Origin of the sequence: Sphingomonas sp. NY01 (genome assembly GCF_038809135.1) — a bacterium.
Classification (GTDB): domain Bacteria; phylum Pseudomonadota; class Alphaproteobacteria; order Sphingomonadales; family Sphingomonadaceae; genus Sphingomonas; species Sphingomonas carotinifaciens.
The window spans coordinates 2,380,918-2,396,287 of sequence record NZ_CP101722.1; the positions used below are offsets into that span (position 1 = coordinate 2,380,918).

14 protein-coding genes and 2 tRNA genes are annotated in these 15,370 nt (G+C 67.4%); 11 read left to right on the plus strand and 5 right to left on the minus strand.

The window, feature by feature from the left end; genetic code table 11:
• Nucleotides 1-70 precede the first annotated feature (70 nt).
• From rpsF to rplI, 3 genes are read left to right on the plus strand one after another with little or no spacing between them, the layout of a single operon-like run.
• Nucleotides 71-472: a 30S ribosomal protein S6 gene (gene rpsF, locus NPJ82_RS11485; RefSeq protein WP_112382724.1), complete on the plus strand. Its 402-nt coding sequence runs from the start codon at nucleotides 71-73 to the stop codon at nucleotides 470-472.
• Entirely contained in the window at nucleotides 472-696 is a 225-nt protein-coding gene (rpsR, locus tag NPJ82_RS11490; protein WP_007403456.1) for a 30S ribosomal protein S18, read from the plus strand. Before rpsF ends, rpsR begins: the two co-directional genes overlap by 1 nt.
• Before the next feature lie 12 nt (nucleotides 697-708).
• On the plus strand, nucleotides 709-1,296 hold the full coding sequence (gene rplI / locus NPJ82_RS11495; protein WP_112382723.1) for a 50S ribosomal protein L9: 588 nt from the start codon (nucleotides 709-711) through the stop codon (nucleotides 1,294-1,296).
• A gap of 565 nt (nucleotides 1,297-1,861) precedes the next feature.
• Here the strand turns inward: rplI and NPJ82_RS11500 are convergent.
• Entirely contained in the window at nucleotides 1,862-2,617 is a 756-nt protein-coding gene (locus tag NPJ82_RS11500; RefSeq protein WP_342657452.1) for an SIMPL domain-containing protein, read from the minus strand.
• A 236-nt stretch (nucleotides 2,618-2,853) separates the two neighbouring features.
• Complete coding sequence (gene mutL, locus NPJ82_RS11505; RefSeq protein ID WP_342657453.1) at nucleotides 2,854-4,626, minus strand: DNA mismatch repair endonuclease MutL; 1,773 nt, start codon at nucleotides 4,624-4,626, stop codon at nucleotides 2,854-2,856.
• A gap of 163 nt (nucleotides 4,627-4,789) precedes the next feature.
• On the opposite strand from mutL, the gene NPJ82_RS11510 reads away from it, so the two are divergent.
• The 8 genes from NPJ82_RS11510 (at nucleotide 4,790) to NPJ82_RS11545 (ending at nucleotide 11,899) form a co-directional block, all read left to right on the plus strand.
• A complete protein-coding gene (locus NPJ82_RS11510) occupies nucleotides 4,790-5,830 on the plus strand; it encodes a rod shape-determining protein (RefSeq protein ID WP_112382720.1) in 1,041 nt (346 codons plus the stop codon).
• 26 nt (nucleotides 5,831-5,856) lie between these two features.
• Nucleotides 5,857-6,729 carry a rod shape-determining protein MreC gene (gene mreC / locus NPJ82_RS11515; protein ID WP_112382719.1) on the plus strand — a complete coding sequence of 291 codons (873 nt, stop codon included), beginning with the start codon at nucleotides 5,857-5,859 and terminating at the stop codon, nucleotides 6,727-6,729.
• Nucleotides 6,726-7,244, plus strand: coding sequence for a rod shape-determining protein MreD (locus NPJ82_RS11520; RefSeq protein WP_112382718.1), 519 nt, complete (start codon nucleotides 6,726-6,728; stop codon nucleotides 7,242-7,244). Before mreC ends, NPJ82_RS11520 begins: the two co-directional genes overlap by 4 nt.
• The gene (gene mrdA / locus NPJ82_RS11525) at nucleotides 7,241-9,310 is read left to right on the plus strand and encodes a penicillin-binding protein 2 (protein ID WP_342657454.1); all 2,070 of its coding nucleotides are present in this window, start codon (nucleotides 7,241-7,243) and stop codon (nucleotides 9,308-9,310) included. The genes NPJ82_RS11520 and mrdA overlap by 4 nt, the downstream gene beginning before the upstream one ends.
• A complete protein-coding gene (gene rodA / locus NPJ82_RS11530; RefSeq protein WP_112382716.1) occupies nucleotides 9,307-10,419 on the plus strand; it encodes a rod shape-determining protein RodA in 1,113 nt (370 codons plus the stop codon). The genes mrdA and rodA overlap by 4 nt, the downstream gene beginning before the upstream one ends.
• Before the next feature lie 101 nt (nucleotides 10,420-10,520).
• Nucleotides 10,521-10,596, plus strand: a tRNA-Lys gene (locus tag NPJ82_RS11535).
• Between the two features lie 25 nt (nucleotides 10,597-10,621).
• Nucleotides 10,622-10,697, plus strand: a tRNA-Lys gene (locus NPJ82_RS11540).
• A gap of 878 nt (nucleotides 10,698-11,575) precedes the next feature.
• The gene (locus tag NPJ82_RS11545; protein WP_342657455.1) at nucleotides 11,576-11,899 is read left to right on the plus strand and encodes a hypothetical protein; all 324 of its coding nucleotides are present in this window, start codon (nucleotides 11,576-11,578) and stop codon (nucleotides 11,897-11,899) included.
• A 289-nt stretch (nucleotides 11,900-12,188) separates the two neighbouring features.
• Here the strand turns inward: NPJ82_RS11545 and NPJ82_RS11550 are convergent, their stop codons facing one another.
• From NPJ82_RS11550 to NPJ82_RS11560, 3 genes are all read right to left on the minus strand, one after another.
• Nucleotides 12,189-14,324 (minus strand): M3 family metallopeptidase, encoded by a 2,136-nt coding sequence (locus tag NPJ82_RS11550; RefSeq protein ID WP_342657456.1) that lies wholly within the window; start codon nucleotides 14,322-14,324, stop codon nucleotides 12,189-12,191.
• A 94-nt stretch (nucleotides 14,325-14,418) separates the two neighbouring features.
• Complete coding sequence (locus NPJ82_RS11555; protein WP_112382715.1) at nucleotides 14,419-14,601, minus strand: hypothetical protein; 183 nt, start codon at nucleotides 14,599-14,601, stop codon at nucleotides 14,419-14,421.
• Between the two features lie 12 nt (nucleotides 14,602-14,613).
• Nucleotides 14,614-15,300 carry a Crp/Fnr family transcriptional regulator gene (locus tag NPJ82_RS11560; protein WP_342657457.1) on the minus strand — a complete coding sequence of 229 codons (687 nt, stop codon included), beginning with the start codon at nucleotides 15,298-15,300 and terminating at the stop codon, nucleotides 14,614-14,616.
• Nucleotides 15,301-15,370: the final 70 nt, after the last annotated feature.

A 15,370-nucleotide genomic window follows, 5' to 3' on the forward strand; every position in this document is an offset into this window, starting at 1 on the left:
ATGGACGACAGCCGGAGGGGCGTACCGCATGGGGCGGGCGTCAGCGATCGGCCAACATAAGGTAAGCTGCATGGCTCTTTACGAGCACGTGTTCCTTGCGCGCCAGGATCTGGCACAGGCGCAGGTGGACGCGCTGGCGGAAGCCGCCACGAAGATCGTCGAGGACAATCAGGGCAAGGTCGTCAAGACCGAAACCTGGGGCCTGCGTTCGCTGGCGTATCGCATCGCCAAGAACCGCAAGGCGCATTACGTGATGCTCGAGATCGACGCGCCGGCCGGCGTGGTCGCCGAGCTGGAGCGCCAGACCCAGATCAACGAAGACGTGATCCGTTACATGACGGTCAAGGTCGACGAGCATGAAGCCGGCCCGACGGTGATGATGCGCAAGCAGGAGCGTGACCGCGAGCGTCGCGCCGACCGTGGCGAGCGCAGCGAACGCCCCCGTCGTGACCGTGAAGAGGAAGCCGCATAATGGCCCGCCCGTTTTTCCGCCGCCGCAAGAGCTGCCCCTTCTCCGCGAAGGACGCGCCCCGGATCGACTATAAGGACGTGCGTCTGCTGCAGGGCTTCGTGTCCGAGCGTGGCAAGATCGTCCCGTCGCGCATCACCTCGGTGAGCGCCAAGAAGCAGCGCGAACTCGCCCAGGCGATCAAGCGCGCCCGTCACCTGGGGCTCCTGCCCTACGTCGTGAAGTAAGGAGTCCTACACATGGACGTTATTCTGCTTGAGCGCGTCGAGAAGCTCGGCGGCATCGGCGATGTGGTGACGGTGAAGGACGGCTTTGCCCGCAACTTCCTGCTGCCCCGCAAGAAGGCGCTGCGCGCCAACGAAGCCAACAAGAAGGTGTTCGAGGCGAACCGCGCCCGGATCGAGGCCGAGAACGCCGCGCGTCGCTCCGACGCCGAGGCGGAGGCCAAGACCTTCGGCGACGTGACCGTCACCCTGATCCGTCAGGCGTCGAACACCGGCCAGCTCTACGGATCGGTCGCGGTGCGCGATCTGGTCGAGATCCTGGAAGGCGAAGGCCACAAGGTCACCAAGAGCCAGGTCATCCTCGACAAGCCGATCAAGGCGATCGGCGTGTACGAGGTGCGCGTGGCGCTGCACCCCGAGGTCATCGTGACCGTCAAGGTCAACGTCGCCCGCAGCCCGGAAGAAGCCGAGATGCAGGCGCAGGGCGTCGACGTCATGTCGCAGATGTTCGAGCGCGACGAGGCCGGCTTCACCGAGGACTACGACCCCAACGCCGAACCCGGCGCGACGGCCGAAGTTCAGCCGGAGGAGCAGCAGGCCTGATCGCCCGCTCGCTTACGACGTGAAAACAGGAAGGGCCGCCCGGAGCAATCCGGGCGGCCCTTTCCGTATCACCCCTGCCGCATCGGAAAAGGAAGGCGAACAAGTGCGGCAACTGCATGGCATGGCCAAGCAGGATGGACGCTCATCGCCGACCATCAATCCTTCCCACCCCGTTCGTCTCGCACAGGCATCGAGCTTGTCGAGATGACGGATCGAGAGACCCGGCGAAGGGAGAGCACCTCTCGATACCAAGCACTCGATCGCCATTCGCAACGCAAGCGTCGGTTGATGCTACCTCCAGTCAGAAAACCGCGTACCCCCAGAAAACGAAAAAGGCCTCCCGGCAAACCGGCAGGCCCTTTCCCTCGCCCCGCGCAAGCGCGGATCACGCCGCTATCGTTATGGGCACATCACACAGGCACCGACCATGGCGGCCAGCGGAATGGCGGCGAACAGGATGGGGACGATCTGCTTCATGATCCGATTTCCGACGAGTGGAGTGTCTTTGGCGATAGAATGCGCGACCCATGGAAAGGTTGCGCAAAGATGAACCGCTGGGGTTTCTTCAGGGCAGGATAGCGTACCGAACCGAGACCCGCGCGCTCGTCTCGATCGGTGCGGGCTTCACCTCGATCACGACCGGCGGCGGCGGAGGAGGGGGCGGCGGCGGAGGTGGAGTGAAGCTGCCTATATCGTCAGCCTCGATCAGCAGATTTTCGACGCCGGGTCCCGAACCGTCGTTGAGCGCAAGGATCGCACCCAGCCGCACGCCCGCCGCCGCGGCCAGCGCCGTCGCTTTCGCCTTGGCATCGCGCACTGCCACCTGCGTCGCGCGGGCCTGCGCCGCCGCTGGATCGCGCAGGGCAAAGCCACCCATCTGCGCCTGCTGCGCGCCCAGCCGGGTCGCCAGCCCCACGCCCGTCCCCACCTTGCCGACCGCGCCCGTCTCCACCGCGCCACGCAGCGACGCGATGTAACCGATCACCGCACAGGCGCCCTCGCTCAGCCTTTGCTCACCATAGTTCGTCCGGCACTCGGCCCCCCGCACCTCCGCCACGTTGACGTTGCTGGTCGTGATCGCCGTTCCACGACCGAGCAGGTTCAACAGCCCCGCCTCGATCGCCTTGGCCTTTGTCGCCAGCGCGCGTGATGCGGCATCGGCCGTCGCGCCCTCGCCGGTCACCGAATAGGTCATCGACGCCATGTCGGGATCGGTCTTTACCGACCCCGTACCGGCAACCTGGATCACCGCCGGCTCGCGCTCCTGCGCCGCCAGTGCGGCCGGCAAGGCCAGCAGCATCAACCCCGTCGTCCAGCGCATCCCATACCTCCCTGTGGCTAGGGCGGCCATCCTAGCCGCCCCCGCGCCAGACACCACCACCCTCATGCCCGCGCCTGTCCTACAGGTTCGCACTCTGCTATGCGGGGGTCATGGCCTGCACGCCGTCCCCGTCGATCATCCGGCACCATGGGACGATTGCAAAAATGGTAAGTGGACACGGGATGGGGGACGTAGTGTCCACTTCCGCGAAACGGCCGGCCAAAAGCCTTGGCGAATCACTTCCGCCCGAACAGCTTCTCGATATCGCCATGCGCCAGCTTCACCCAGGTCGGCCGGCCATGGTTGCACTGGCCCGAATGCGGCGTCGCCTCCATCTCGCGCAGCAGCGCGTTCATTTCCGCGACCGACAATATGCGTCCCGCCCGCACCGATCCGTGGCACGCCATGGTCGATGCGACATGGTCCAGCCGCTCGCGCAAGCTGAGCGCCTCGTCATACGCCGCCAGCTCGTCCGCCAGATCGGCGACGAGGCCCCGAGGGTCACTCTGCCCGAGCAGCGCCGGGGTCGCGCGCACCAGCATCGCCGCCGGTCCGAACCGCTCCAGTTCCAGCCCGAACTCCGCCAGTTCCGCCCCCCGCGCCTCCAGCCGGTCGCAGGCGGTCTCGTCCAGTTCCACCACCTCGGGCAGCAACAATGCCTGCGACGCCACGCGCCCTCCGGCCAGCGCCGCGCGCATCCGCTCCAGCACCAGCCGTTCATGCGCCGCATGCTGATCGACCAGCACCAGCCCATCCTCCGATTCGGCGACGATATAGGTCTTGGCGACCTGCCCACGCGCCACGCCCAGCGGATGCGCGGCGATCTGCGGCGGCGGCGCCCAGGCCGGCTCGGCGCGGGCGAGCGGCGGGGGTGCGTTGAAATGCGGCCGCGGCTCGAACAGCGATCGCCGCTCCAGCACCGGCGTTTCGGTCGGACCAGCGGGCCAGGCAGCCGCCGCGACGGGCGCCACCGGTTCCGGGCGCCACATCGCCAGCGCCGACTCCGCCGGCCGCTGCACGCTGCGATGCCCCGCCTCGTCCAGCGCGCGGCGCAGGCCCGATACGATCAGCCCGCGCACCATCGCCGGGTCGCGAAAGCGCACCTCGGTCTTGGCGGGATGCACGTTCACGTCCACCTGATGCGCGGGCACGTCCAGGAACAGCGCCACCACCGCATGCCGGTCACGCGGCATCATCTCGGCATAGGCGCCGCGGATCGCCCCCATCAGCAGGCGGTCGCGCACCGGTCGCCCGTTGACGAACAGATACTGGTGGTCGGCAATGCCGCGGTTGAAGGTCGGGATGCCCGCCACCCCGCCCAGCACCAGCTCCTCGCGCACCCAGTCGATCGGCACCGCATTCTCGGCCAGCGCCTTGTCGGTCAGCATCGCGACGCGCGCCGGCCGGTCCTGCCCCGCCGGCACGGTCAGCACCCGGCGCCCGTCATGTTCCAGCGAGAAGGCGATGTCGGGCCGCGCCATCGCCAGCCGCCGCACCGCATCCAGGCAGGCGGCATATTCCGACCGGGCGGAGCGCAGGAACTTGCGCCGCGCCGGCACCCGCGCGAACAGGTCCTCCACCACGATCCGCGTGCCCGGCGGCGTCGCGGCGGGGCCGTCGCGCACCACCTCGCCATTGTCGACCGCGCGGCACCATCCGTCCCGCCCCGCCGGCCGGCTTTCGATCGTCACCCGCGCGACCGACGCGATCGAGGGCAGCGCCTCGCCCCGAAAGCCCAGGGTCGTGACGTTCTCGATCGCCTCGTCGGGCAGCTTGGAGGTGCAGTGCCGCTCCAGCGCCAGCGCCATGTCGCCGGCATCCATCCCGCACCCGTCATCGGCCACCTCGATGCGCTGCGTGCCGCCCGCGGACAGCGTTACCGCGACTCGGGTGGAACCGGCATCCAGCGAATTCTCAACCAGTTCCTTCAACGCGCTGGCGGGCCTTTCCACCACTTCACCGGCCGCGATACGATTGACGAGATGCGCAGGGAGACGCCGTATTGACATGCATCATTCCCTAGCCCAAGCGGCGGCATCCCGCGACCCGCAAACGTGACGGAACCGGCGCCTGTTCTGGCTCCTGGCTTTGTTCCGGCTCTTAGGCCTTGGGGCTCGCTGGATGATGTGCGAACGGCCGTCCCCCCGGCCTCCAGACGGAACAAGAGTGTCGATGCCCCTGCCCCGCTTCCTGAAATTCATGTCGCACGACATGGCGATCGATCTCGGCACCGCGAATACCGTGGTCTATGTGCGCGGTCGCGGTATCGTGCTCAACGAGCCGTCGGTCGTCGCGGTCGAGACGTTGAACGGCGTGAAGCGCGTGAAGGCGGTCGGTGACGACGCCAAGCTGATGATGGGCAAGACCCCCGGCACGATCGAGGCGATCCGGCCGCTGCGCGACGGCGTCATCGCCGATATCGACGTCGCCGAGCAGATGATCAAATATTTCATCCAGAAGGTGCACGGTCCGCGCAAGTTCGCCCGCTGGCCCGAAATCGTGATCTGCGTGCCCTCGGGCTCGACCAAGGTGGAGCGCCGCGCGATTCGCGACGCCGCCTCTAACGCGGGCGCCAGCCAGGTGTGGCTGATCGAGGAGCCGATGGCCGCCGCGATCGGCGCCGACATGCCGGTGACCGAACCGATCGGCAGCATGGTCGTGGACATCGGCGGCGGCACCACCGAGGTCGCCGTGCTCAGCCTGCGTGGCCTCGCCTACACCACCTCGGTGCGTGTCGGCGGCGACAAGATGGACGAAGCGATCGTCAGCTATGTCCGCCGCAACCATAATCTGCTGATCGGCGAGGCGACCGCGGAGCGGATCAAGCAGGAGGTCGGCTGCGCCAAGCCGCCGGTCGACGGCATCGGCACCGTGATCCACATCAAGGGCCGCGACCTCGTCAACGGCGTGCCCAAGGAAATTCAGATCAATCAGGGCCAGATCGCCGAGGCCTTGTCGGAACCGGTCGCCACGATCGTCGAGGGCGTTCGCGTCGCGCTGGAGAACACCGCACCCGAACTGGCCGCCGACATCGTCGATCAGGGCATCGTGCTCACCGGCGGCGGCGCGCTGCTCCAGGGTCTGGACGAGGTGCTGCGCGACGAGACGGGCCTCCCCGTCACCGTTGCGGAGGACCCGCTGACCTGCGTGGCACTGGGCACCGGCCGGGCGCTGGAAGACCCGATGTACCGCGGCGTTCTGCTCAACGGCTAATCCTCGAAGGACAGGGGGACCGGCGCATGGCGCCTGCCCGCGACCGTCGCACGGGGTTTTCGCGGCGGCGGCAATATGGAGCGTTTCTGGCCTATGTGCTCGCGGTGGCGGGCGCATTGGTGGGGGCGGCGTTGCTTGTCGCATCGCGGTTCAACCCGCCCGCCTTCGCCGCGATGCGCATGGCGGTGGCCAGCGTCACCGCGCCCGTCTCCGCCAGCGCCGCCTGGGCGATCGACGGCGTGGTGTCGGTGCCCGATACGATCGCCACCTATTTCTTCGTCCATGACGAGAACACCCGCCTGCGTGCCGAATTGAAGCGGTCGGAGGCGCTGCTGCTGCGTGCCCGCACCATCGCCTATGACAATCGCCGGCTGCGCGCACTGCTCGCCGTTCGCGACCGTTCGGCCGATACGGTGGTGACGTCGCGGCTGGTCAGCTCCACCGCGTCCAGCGGCCGCCGCTTCGCGCTGCTCAATGCCGGGCGCGCGCAGGGCGTGGAGCCCGGCATGCCCGTGCGCGGGCCCGACGGGTTGATCGGCCGCGTCGTGGAAACGGGTCCGGCGGTCGCCCGCATCCTGCTCCTCACTGATGCCGAAAGCATCGTGCCCGTTCGCCGTACCCGCGATGGCCTGCCCGCGCTCGCGGTCGGGCGCGGCGACGGCATGGTCGATATCCGCTCGGTCAACACCACCAATGTGCGCTTCGCCACCGGGGACCTGTTCGTCACCTCCGGCACCGGCGGCCTCTACGCGCCCGGCATCCCGGTCGCCCGCGTGGTGCGGACCGGCAATGACTCCATGCCTGCCCGTACCTTCGCGCGCCCCGACTCGCTCGATTTCGCGATCGTCCAGCGCGCCTTCCTGCCCCTTCCCCCCGCCCCGCCCGCACCCCGCCCGTGAGCCCCCAGGACTATAAACCCTTCGACCCCGGCCTGCCGCCGGGGCGCGCCCGCGCACTGCCGTGGATCACGGTGATGGCGGGGTCGCTCGTCACCATCCTGCCGGCGATCGCCACCTTCCCCGTGCTGCCGCCGTTCGGGCTGCTGATGCTGCTCGCCTGGCGGCTGCTCGCCCGATTCGCGCTGCGCCCTTGGGCGGCGGCGCCGCTGGGGGCGTTCGACGATCTCGCCAGCGGCCAGCCGCTCGGCTCGGCGGTATTGCTCTGGTCCGCGACGTTTCTCGCCATCGAGCTTATCGAACAGCGCCTGGTGTTTCGCGACTTCTGGCAGGACTGGCTGATCGCGGCCGGCGGTATCGCCTTTTGCCTGGTCATGGGCCGGCTGATCGCGGTTCCCTTGGGCGCGCAGGTCGATACCGTGCTAGTGGCGCAGATCGTGATGACGATCATGCTCTTTCCGCTGGCGGCGCGCACCGTCGCCTGGATCGATCGCAAGCGCGGCCGGGAGGCGGCGTGAAGCGCCCCGCCCGCACCATGACCGAGGCCGCCCAGGCCTACAGCTTCTCGCGCCGCGCCTTCGTGCTGGGCGCGGGGCAAGCGGGTATCGGCCTGCTGCTCGCCGGCCGCATGGCGTGGCTGTCGATCGCGCAGAACGAGAAGTACCAGCTTCTGTCGGAAAGCAACCGCGTCAACACCACGTTGATCCCGCCCCGCCGCGGCTGGATCATCGATCGCAACGGTTTGCCGATCGCCAACAACCGCACCGATTTTCGCGTCGACATCATCCCGGAGCGGCTGGAGAACAAGGACGCGGTCCTGGCCCGGCTGCAACAGATCCTGCGCCTGCCGCCCGAGGACATGGAGCGCCTGCGCCTCGACCTGAAGGATGCCAAGGGGCTGAAGCCGGTGCAAGTCGCCGAACGCCTGGATTGGGAGCGCTTCGCCGCGGTCAGTGTCCGCCTGCCCGAACTGCCGGGCGTACAGCCGACGCGCGGCTTTGCGCGCTACTACCCCGCCGGCGCCGCGGTCGCGCACCTGACCGGCTATGTCGGCGTCCCCACTGCCGAGCAATATAAGGAAACGCGCGAGCCCCTGCTGGTCACGCCCGGTTTCAAGCTGGGCAAGGACGGGCTGGAAAAGACGCTGGAGAAGCGGCTGCGCGGCATTCCCGGCGCCAAGCGGGTCGAGGTCACCGCGCGCGGCAAGCTGGTCGCCGAACTGGCCACCCGCCCCGACATACCCGGCCACAATACGCGCCTGACGATCGATGCCGGTCTGCAGGAATATGTCGCCCGGCGTCTCGGCACCAATTCCGGCTCCGCGGTGGTGATGGACTGCCTCACCGGCGAGATGCTCGCGATGGTGTCGATGCCGGCCTACAACCCCAACAGCTTTTCGGATGGCATCAGCCATCTCGAATGGAAGATGCTGTCGGACGATGATCACATCCCCTTGATGAACAAGGTAACGCAAGGGCTCTACCCGCCGGGCTCGACGGTCAAGCCGATGAACGGGCTGGCGCTGCTCCATGCCGGCGTGCCGGCGTCGGAGCGCGTATTCTGTTCCGGTGCGATGCGCGTCGGCACCGGCGTGTTCCACTGTCACAAGCGCGGCGGGCACGGCCCCGTCGATCTGAAGCGCGCGATCGAACAAAGCTGCGACATCTATTTCTACGAGATGATCCGCCGCATGGGCTATGACCGGATCGCCCCGGTCGCGCGGATGATGGGCCTGGGCCAGAAATTCGACCTGCCGCTCGCGACCCAGCGCTATGGCACCGTGCCCGATTCCGAATGGAAGCAGCGTAAGTACAAGACCAAATGGACCGTCGCCGACGGTCTGAACGCCTCGATCGGGCAGGGTTATGTGCTTGCCAATCCGCTGCAACTGGCGGTGATGGCGGCGCGGCTCGCTTCCGGCCGCGCGCTACAGCCCAGCCTGCTGGCCGCCGACGTTCACCGCAACGCACCGTTCCTGTCGCTGGACCAGGATCATTTTCGCATCATCCGAGAGGCGATGTTCGGGGTGGTGAATGGCGGCGGCACCGGCGGTGCGGCGCGCATGTATGTGCCGGGCGTCAGTCTGGCGGCAAAGACAGGCACCGCACAGGTCCGCCGCATCACCATGGCGGAGCGGCGTGCAGGCGTGCTGAAGAACGGCCAGTTGCCCTTCCGTCTGCGCGACCACGCGCTGCTCGTCTGTTTCGCGCCTGCCGACAATCCGCGTTATGCCGCGGGCATCGTGCTCGAACATAACGGCCATACGGTCCGCAACCTCGACACGCCGATGATCGGGCGCGACATCATGACCTATCTGTTCGACCGCGAGCGCGCGCTCAAAAGCCTCGCCGAGGTGGAGCCGACCTGGGGCGGCAATATCGAGACGCGCATGGCTTTCCAGGAAGCGGCCTACCGCGCGGTCAACGCGCCGATGCCCGCGACCAAGACCGACGCCGTCATCCCCACCGACGCGCCCGCGGTCGAGGCCGCCGCCGCCGCCGCCGACCGCGAGGCGGAGACGCGCGCCACCCAGACCACCGGCAACACGGTCGCGGAAGCCTCCATCCCCGAGGGCGACGAATGAGCCGCAACCGGATCATCCCCGAACCGCTGGCACGCATTCCGTGGCGCGTCATCCTGCTGGTCACCGCGATCGGCAGCTTCGGCCTCGTCGTGCTCTATTCGGCGGCCGGCGGATCGCTGAAGCCCTGGGCGATGCTGCAGGGCATCCGCTTCTTCGTGCTGCTCGCCGGCTCGCTGGTGCTGGCCCGCCTACCGGAGCGATTCTGGAAGGGGATCGCGGTGCCCGGCTATATTGCAATCGTCGCCGCGCTGATCCTGGTCGAGCTGCTCGGCGCGGTACGCGGCGGCAGCCAGCGCTGGCTGGATGTCGGCTTCATCCGCCTTCAGCCCTCCGAGTTGATGAAGCCCTTGATCGTGCTGGCCTGTGCCCGCTTCTACGAGGTGTTGCCCCCCGCCGAGACGCGGCGCTGGTCGGGCATCTGGCCGGCGGCGGTGCTGATCGGCATTCCGGCGGTCATCGTGATGAAGCAGCCCGATCTCGGCACCGCGCTGATGATCTGCGCCGGCGGTGTCACCGTCATGTTCCTGGCGGGCGTGCCCCTGCGGCTTTTCATCGGTGGCGCGATCAGCGTCGCCATCGCCGCACCGCTGGCCTTCAATCTGCTGCTCCACGATTACCAGCGGAACCGGGTCCTGATCTTCATGGATCCCGAAAGCGATCCCCTCGGCACCGGCTATCATATCAGCCAATCCAAGATCGCGATCGGCTCGGGCGGTATCTGGGGCAAGGGCTTCCTGAACGGCACGCAAAGCCATCTCGACTATCTGCCGGAGGGGCATACCGACTTCGTCTTCGCCACCATGGCGGAGGAATGGGGTCTGGTCGGCGGCTGCCTGCTGATCCTGGCCTTCCTGCTGGTCATCCGCTGGGGCATCGATGTCGGCCAGCGCGCCAAGACACGCTTTGCGCGGCTGGCCGCCGCCGGCCTGTCCACCACCATCTTCTTCTATGTCGCGATCAACCTGATGATGGTCATGGGGCTCGCCCCCGTTGTCGGCATTCCGCTGCCGCTGGTCAGCTATGGCGGGTCGTCGCAGATGACGGTGCTGCTGTGCCTGGGCATCCTGATGAGCCTCGACCGGGAAAATCGCCGCGCAACGCGCTGGTAGGGCAAAAAAGGGTTTGCAAACTCCGCGGCGGGTGCTAACCGCGCGCTTCCCCGATGCCGGGGCGCTTCACCAAGGCGCTCCATCGCGGCGCGGGCGGGAATGGACGCATAGCTCAGTTGGTAGAGCAGCTGACTCTTAATCAGCGGGTCCTTGGTTCGAGCCCAAGTGCGTCCACCATCCCTTTTCCGCCCCTGACGGGTACGGACGCATAGCTCAGTTGGTAGAGCAGCTGACTCTTAATCAGCGGGTCCTTGGTTCGAGCCCAAGTGCGTCCACCACCCTCCCCTTCGCACGGCCGGCCGCGGTCACCCCCAGCACCAGCGGTGCAGGCGAATATCCCGCCCATCGCGGCGTCAGGCCCATGCGCACCACCACCATCTGGCGCGAGGGGATGATCGCAATCGACTGCCCGTCATGCCCCAGCATCCAGTAGGTATCGGCCGGCAGGCCCGCCCGGTCCATTCCCTGCGGCAGGCGGCGCCACACCTGTCCGCGTCCATATCGCCCACCCGACGCCCGGCTCGGCGCGTGCATCCACGCGACATAGCCGCGCGGCAGCAGTTGGGCACCCGCCCACACCCCATCCTGCAACAGCAATTGCCCGAACCGCGCCCAGTCTCGCGCCGTGGCATAGAGGAACGACGCCCCTCCGAACGTTCCCCGTCCATCGACCTCCAGCACCGCGCTGCGCATGCCCACGGGCCCGAACAGCCTGTCATAAGGCCAGCGCAGCGCATCCGCCGGCCGTGCGAACCGATCCTGGAACAGTCGGGCGAGGATCACCGAACTGCCCGACGAATAATCGAACACCGTCCCCGGCGTCACCGCCAGCGGCATGGCCGCGGCATAGCCGGCCGGATCGGGCGCGGTGAACAGCATCCGGTTCACGTCGGACGTGCTGCCATAATCCTCGTTGAAGGCCAGACCGCTTTCCATGCCGAGCAACTGCGCCAAGGTGATGCGGGCCCGTGCATCGGTCCATTCCGGCCGCAGGCCCTGTGCGCCCACGCCCCCGAACCGGTCGAGTACGGTGCCGACCAGCGCCGCCGTCACCGTCTTCGTCATTGACCATCCGATCAATCGCGTATCGGCGGTGAACCCGGGCGCATAGCGCTCGCCCACGATCCGCCCGTCCCGCACCACCACCACCGCACGCATGCCGGGACCGACCAGCGCGTCGTCGGCCAGCAGAGCCGCGACCGCAGGGTCGGCGTTCCCCGGCGCGCTTCCCGTCGGCCAGGACGCCGATGATGCAGGCGGCGGCAGCATCGGCCGCGATGGTGCGACCTGCGCCCGCACCCGCTCCACATCGCCGTCCGGCACCGTGGTACAGCCCAGCCCCTCGCGGTACACCGCCTGGTTGCGCCCGATCACGCCCAGCATGGCCACCGACACCACGCGCCGTGCCCGGTCGACATCCACCGACATCAGCCGCAACAGCGGATTGCCCGGCGCCTGCACGTCGATGCGTCGCACCTGATCGGCATCCCGCCCCGCCAGGAAGACGTTGGAGCAGACGATCTTGGCGGTATAGCCGCTGCCGATGCGCAGCAGCGTCGGCGGCGCGATCAACAGCCATGCGGCAAGGCAGATCACGACCGCCAGCAGGATCAGCCCGGCCCGCTTGGCAATTCGTCTGACCCGCATGACCGCCCCCACAGCTTAGCCGGGGCGATGCCGTCCCCCGACATGAAAACGCGCCGCCGATCATAGGACCGGCGGCGCGCCCACGTAACCGGAAACCGGTTCTGGTTGGAAGGTGGAGGTCCTTACCGCGCCGGGAAGCCGCGCTGCTTCAACAGCGCGTTCACGTCCGGGCCACGCCCCCGGAACGCGCGATAGGCATCCGCCCGGTCGGTCTCGTTCCCCGTCGACAGCAGCACCTTGGCGAAGCGATCCGCCGTCGCCTTGTCCCACGGGCTGCCCGCTTCCTCGAACGCCGCAAAGGTGTCCGCGTCCATCGTCTCGGACCACAAATAGCTGTAATAGCCCGCCGAATAACTGTCGGAGGAGAACAGGTGATTGAACTGCGGCAGGCGGTGCCGCATCACGAGTTCCTTGGGCATGCCGATCTCGGTCAGCGTCTCACGCTCGAACCGGTCGGGATCGACCACCCCGTCCGCCACCGTGTGCAGCTTCATGTCCACGATCGCCGAGGACAGATATTCGGTCGTCGCAAAGCCCTGGTTGAACGTCTCGGACGCCTTGATCTTGTCGAGCAGCGCCTGCGGCATTGCCGCCTTGGTCTGGTAGTGGCGTGCATATTTGTCGAGCACGTCGCGGGTCAGCAGCCAATGCTCGTTCACCTGGCTGGGATATTCCACGAAGTCGCGCGGCGTGCCCGCCAGCCCCGGATAATAGACGTTCTGCAACATCGCGTGGATCGCATGGCCGAACTCGTGGAACAGCGTCTCGGCATCGTCCAGGCTGATCAGGATCGGCTCGCCCGGCGCGCCCTTCGCGAAGTTGTTGTTGTTCGACGACAGCACGTTGCGCACCGGCGGCAGGTTGCGCTGGCTGCGATAGGTGTTTGCCCAGGCGCCCGATCGCTTGCCCGTCCGCGCGAAATCGTCGCGGTAGAACAGGCCCACTTCCTTGCCCGCCCGGTCGGTCACGTGCCACACGCGCATGTTCGGCTCGAACACCGGCACGGTGCCGGTAATCTCCTTGAAGTTCAGCCCGTACAGCCGGTTGGCGGCATAGAGCGATCCCTGGATGATGTTGTTCAGCTCGAAATACGGTTTCAGCTCCGCCTGATCCAGGTCGTAGCGGCTCTTGCGCACCTTTTCCTGGTAGAACCGGTAATCCCACGGCTCGATCGTGATCTTCGCGCCGCCGTCCTTATCCGCGATCGCCTGCATGTCGCGAACCTCTTCGGCCACCCGCGCCTTGGCGGCGGGCCAGACGCGCATCATCAGGTCCATCGCCGCGGCCGGTGTCTTGGCCATCGTGTCCTGCATCCGCCAGTCGGCGTGTGTCTTGAAGCCGAGCAGGTGCGCCCGGTCCGCGCGCAGCTTCACGATTCGCGCAATCGTCGCGTTCGTATCGTTGGCGTCCCCGTTATCACCGCGATTGACGAAGCCGCGCCACACCTTTTCCCGGAGCGCGCGATCGGTCGCGAAGGTCAGCACCGGATCGACCGCGGAGCGCGTGTTGACGATCGCCCAGCCGGTCTGTCCCCGCTCGGTGGCCGCCGCCTTGGCGACCGCCTTCACGCTGTCGGGCACACCGGCGAGTTGCCGCTCGTCGGTGACCAGGATCGCCTTGCCCTCGTCGCCGAGCAGCTTTTCGGAGAATTCCGAGAAGGCGGTGGCGAGTTGCTGGTTATATTGCGACAGTTGCGCCTTCTGCGCCGCATCCAGCTTCGCACCCTGCCGCACGAACATGTCGTAGGTCCGCGTCACCAGCCGCTTCTGCTGCGCGTTCAGCCCGCTCGTGTCGCGCGCCTGATAGATCGTCTCGATCCGCGCGAACAGCTTGGGATCGAAGGTGATCCGGTCCTGCGCCGCTGCCAGCTTGGGCGACCATTCGCGATCGATCTTCTGATAGGCGGGCGTGTTCATGTTGCCGGTCATCACGCCGAACAGCGTCATCACCCGGCCCAATCGCTCGCCCGCATTCTGCATCGGCACGAAGGTGTTGGCAAAGGTCGGCCTGGCGGGATCGTTGGCGATCCTGGCATAGTCCGCCGCCCGCTCGGCAAGCGCCACTTCGAACGCCTGCGGGAACAGCTCCGGCTTTACCTTGTCCCAGGGCGGCACGCCGCCATAAGGGCCGGTCCAGGTGGCAAGCAGCGGATTGGCATTGGCGGCCGGGGCGGCGGCGGGTGCAGCGGCCTGTTCCCCGGCAATGGCAGTGGTGGACATCAACGCCGCAAGTCCGGCGGCGAGAAAGGCATGGCGCACAAAGGGCTCCCGTTGGAAAAACCCTGCCACCATAAGCCTCTGCCACAATGCGTAAAGGTCCCTGACCCGTTTCGCCTGTTGCGACCGCCGGCGTTCATTCCTGGGACGGTTGCGCCTGCCCCTCGGCTGCATCCGCCGCGGCGATCAGCGAGCGACCGGTATCGCGCGCCGCCGCCGGTGTCATCGCCACGGCCACGCCGTTCGGTCCATCCAGCATGACGATGCCATTCTCCGCGGTCGCCCGCCCCGCCACACTCTCCGGCTCGATCGAAGCCATACGCACATCTCCCTAGCCGGCCCCGAGTTCGACATCGGAGCCGTACAAATAAAGCGGGTCGAATTCGCTCAGCGTCTCCAACACCTTCAGGTCGAGAATACGCGCAACGCCACCCTTGAATGTCAACGCATTGCGCTCGCGCAGGCTCCGCAACACGCGGTTCACATGCACGCTGGTCAGCCCGCACGCCTCCGCGATGTCGACCTGCGTGACGGGCAGGGTGAAGCTGCCGTCGGTCACCCGTTCGATCATCGCCATGCGCGCGTGCAGTTCGCAGAACATGTGCGCCACCCGCCCCTCGGCGCCCAGCCGTCCGAGACGGAAGATCCATTCGCGGTGCATCGCGGCATCCAGCAGGGTCGAGAACCACAGCAGCCGGGTCAGGCGCGGCCAGGACTCGGTCACGGTCGTCAGTCGCGCATGCGGCACCACGCCGTAGCGGACCGGGGTCAGCGTACCGATGTCATGGTCCAGCCGCTTCATCGTGAAGCCGTGCAGGTCGACGAAATCGCCCGGCACATGGAACGCCACGATCTGCCGGTGCCCTTCCCGGTCGTCCATGTACCGGCACATCAGGCCTTCGAGCAGCAACGTGCTGTTCTGCACCTCGCGCCCCCGCTCGACCAGCAACTGGCGCGGGCCCAGCGTGCGGACATCCTCGACGGAGTCCTCCAGCGCCTGGATATCGGTGGCGGACATCCTCTCCCGCCCGCGGCCTCGCAAAAACAGATCCGTTATCATGCTGTCCGCTCCTCGTTCACCGCCTGTA